Origin of the sequence: Synechococcus sp. H55.2, assembly GCF_047462495.1 — a bacterium.
Classification (GTDB): domain Bacteria; phylum Cyanobacteriota; class Cyanobacteriia; order Thermostichales; family Thermostichaceae; genus Thermostichus.
Map to the genome: position 1 here is coordinate 6,988 of NZ_JANSJH010000096.1, position 3,201 is coordinate 10,188.

General features: G+C 62.9%; 3 protein-coding genes. All 3 read right to left on the reverse strand.

What is annotated here, in order from left to right; genetic code table 11:
* Window positions 1-26 precede the first annotated feature (26 nt).
* Window positions 27-995, reverse strand: a complete 969-nt coding sequence (gene fmt, locus NW844_RS10690; RefSeq protein WP_414335528.1) for a methionyl-tRNA formyltransferase — start codon at window positions 993-995, stop codon at window positions 27-29.
* A gap of 25 nt (window positions 996-1,020) precedes the next feature.
* Window positions 1,021-1,722, reverse strand: a complete 702-nt coding sequence (locus NW844_RS10695) for a hypothetical protein (protein ID WP_414335530.1) — start codon at window positions 1,720-1,722, stop codon at window positions 1,021-1,023.
* A gap of 76 nt (window positions 1,723-1,798) precedes the next feature.
* A complete protein-coding gene (gene mgtE / locus NW844_RS10700; RefSeq protein WP_414335532.1) occupies window positions 1,799-3,199 on the reverse strand; it encodes a magnesium transporter in 1,401 nt (466 codons plus the stop codon).
* Between the last annotated feature and the right edge of the window lie 2 nt (window positions 3,200-3,201).

Here is a 3,201-nt window from a genome sequence, read left to right on the forward strand (position 1 = left end):
GCCCCTCTCCCAGGGGGAGAGGGGGGCTAGGGATCCGGCAGCGCCTCAAAGCGCATGCCCACCCTGAGCTGGCCGCCGTTGACCAAGTCCCAGGCCGACTGTTCTTTTCTGCCGGGCAGTTGGGCCCGCCGGATGAGAAGGGATCCCTCGCCGGTAGCCACATACACCCCTTCTCCTTTGGCCAACCCCACCACTTCTCCGGGGCTACCCTGGGGAAGAGGGTCGGGCGGCGGATGCAACTGGGGAGCGGCAGAGCGGACAATCTTAATCCGTTTTCCCTGCAAGCCGGTAAAGCAGTCGGGAGAAAAGGCGCGGATTTGGTTGTGCAAGGCCTGGGCTGGGCGCCGCCAATCGAGCTGGAAGTCCTGCTTTTTAAGGAGGGGGGCATAGGTGGCCCGCGAGTCATCCTGGGGAATGGGGGTGATCTCTCCTTTTTCTAGTTTCACCAGGGTTTCCACCAGTAGCTCGGCCCCCAGTTGGGCCAGTTGGGAGGCCAGTTCTAGCCCAGTCTGCTCCGGCCCAATGGGCAGCTTGGCCTGCAGCAAGATGGCTCCTGTATCCAGGCCCTCGTCCATGAGCATGGTGGTGACGCCGGTCTCGGTCTCGCCGTTGGCAATGGCCCACTGGATGGGGGCAGCGCCGCGGTAAGCCGGCAGAAGGGAGGCGTGGACATTGACGCAGCCCAACCTGGGCATTTGCAGCACCGCCGGCGGCAGGATTTGGCCATAGGCCACCACCACAAACACATCGGCAGCCAGCGCCTCTAGCGCCGCCAGCACCTCTGGATCCCGCCGCAGCCGGACAGGCTGCCACACCGGGATCCCATGGGCTTGGGCAAGGACCTTGGTGGGCGGCGGGAGCACCTTCTGCCCTCGTCCCTGCGGCCGATCCGGCTGGCAGACCAAGCCCACTACTTCAAAGGAAGACTGCCGCTGCAACAGGATCTGCAGGGAAGGCAGGGCAAACTCCGGCGTGCCAAAGAAAACAACCCGCATGACCGACCCCTCTGAGCCCTGCCCTTTAGTCTAGAGGGTTAGGGGGAGGTGGGGAGGGCTCGCCAGTGTCAGGCGCTGGAGAAGGAAAGGGAGAAAGTCTGGCCGGGGGAGCCTGCCAAAAGACGGGCTGTTTGAGATCGAACTCTTGGCTCCAGGCCGGCAAGAAGGAGCCGAGCTTCTGCCCAGAAAGCCGCAGCCGTTGCACAAAGGTCCATTCCAGACGGGTCAAGACCCGCCGCACAAAATCCTTGGCCCAGGCCGGATCCGGAACTTCCGCTGCCTGCAAGTTCACCTGTAAGAGGCTCAGCTTGGGGTGCAGATGGACGCGGGCCTGGAGCCCTTGCGGGCGCAGCAGGTAGTTGAGCACATACTGGATGGCTTCTCCATCCCCGCGTTGGGCACGGTACAGCGGGCTGTTGGGGTTGGGCGGCGGCTGGTAGCGCCACTCGCGGTGCCACTCCGGGATCCCTTCTCCCAGAGGAAAGCCGAACAGCTCCACCAGTCGCTGCCGGTAGCTCAGCGCCAGTTGTTCCAGGGTTGGCAAGAGGCCCTGCAGCAGCCGCTCCGGATCCGGGAGGGGATCCCCCTCCAGGCGCAGCAGCAGACGTTGGCCGGAAAGACGCGCCTGCACCTGCAGATGTCCCAGCCCCAGGGATCCCAGGGCTGCTTGCAAGCGAGCCACGATCTCCGGCAGAGCCGCCTGGACATCCACAGAATGGGCAGACACCGGCAGGGATCCGCAACAAGACCAGATCCAACCTAGCCCAATTTCGGCAAGGGCTTGGAGGGGTTGGCGGCTAGGGCTAGATTCCCAGGATTAAACGGGCAACGTAGAAGTAGATCAACACCCCCAGCACGTCCACAATCGTGGTGATGAAGGGGGCGGCCATCAAGGCCGGATCCAGACCAAAGGAGCGAAACAGAAAGGGCAGCCCCGCCCCTGACACCGAAGAGAGAACAGAAATCCCAAATAGGCTTAGCCCAACGATGACCGCCACCAGGAGATCCCGCTGCAGGGCATAGGCCCAGCCGATGGTGATCAAGCTGAGCATGATCCCCAGCATGGCTCCCACCACTGCTTCCCGGACCAGTACCCCCAACCCGTCCTTGAGGCGCACCGCTGCCGTGCTCAGGCCGCGAATCACCACCGTCGAAGACTGGGAGCCGACGTTGCCGCCGCTATCCACCAACAGTGGGATAAAAGCCGCCAGGGCGATCACCTGGCTTAAGACTTCTTCCTGGCCGGCAATAATCGTGCTGGTAAAGGTGTTGGTAAGCAGCAAAATCAGCAGCCACACCACCCGCTTGCGGGCTGCCTGCCAAAAACTGAGGTCGAAATAGTCATCTTCTCCAGACTGCAACCCCCCCAAGGAGTAGATGTCTTCGGTGGCCTCTTGCTCCACGATGTCCAGTACATCATCTACCGTAACGATCCCCACCAGTCGCCGCTCGGCATCCACCACCGGCACCGCCAACAGGTCGTACCGCTGGATGACCTGCGCCACCTCTTCCTGGTCGGTGTGGGTGCTGACAAACACCACCTCCCGGCTCATCACCTCCTCCAGCCGCTGGGCCGGATCGGCCATCACCAACTCCCGCAAGGATAGGGTTCCCGTCAGGTGTCGCTCCTGGTCGGTGACGTAGAGGTAGTAGATGGTCTCGGTTTCGCGGGCCAAGAGGCGCACCCGCTCCAGTGCCTCGGCTGCCGTCAGGTTCTCTCGCAGGGAAATGTACTCCGGGGTCATGATCCGCCCCGCGGTGTTGGGGGCATAGCCCAGCAGCAGGGCCGTGGCTTCCCGTTCCTGGGGGCTGAGCTGGGGCAGCAGTTCGGCAACCACCTTGGCCGGCAGCTCGTCGAAGAGGCGGGCCCGGTCGTCCGGCGACATCTTGTCCAAGATGTCCTGGATCTCGTGGCTCCTGAACTCGCGCAGCAGCGCCTGTTGCAGATCTATGTCCAGGTGTTCGTAAACGCGGATGGCCAGATCCTTGGGCAGCAAGCGAAAGGCCAGAGCCTGCTGCGCCTCCGGCAACTCCCCGATTACCTCGGCAATGTCCACCGCTTGTACGGGCAGCAGGAGAGATTTGGCTTGTTCCAAGTTGTTTTCCCTTAGGGCCAAGCTGAGCTGGCCACGCAAGAGCTCACAAAATTGCTCGCGGCTCAACTCAGGGCTGGGGGCGGGTGGGATCAGCGGGGCGGAATTCAACG

What these genes read in the sequence shown, in the direction of transcription:
- fmt (WP_414335528.1), bottom strand. Translation starts at nt 995, where the DNA reads ATGCGGGTTGTTTTCTTTGGCACGCCGGAGTTTGCCCTGCCTTCCCTG.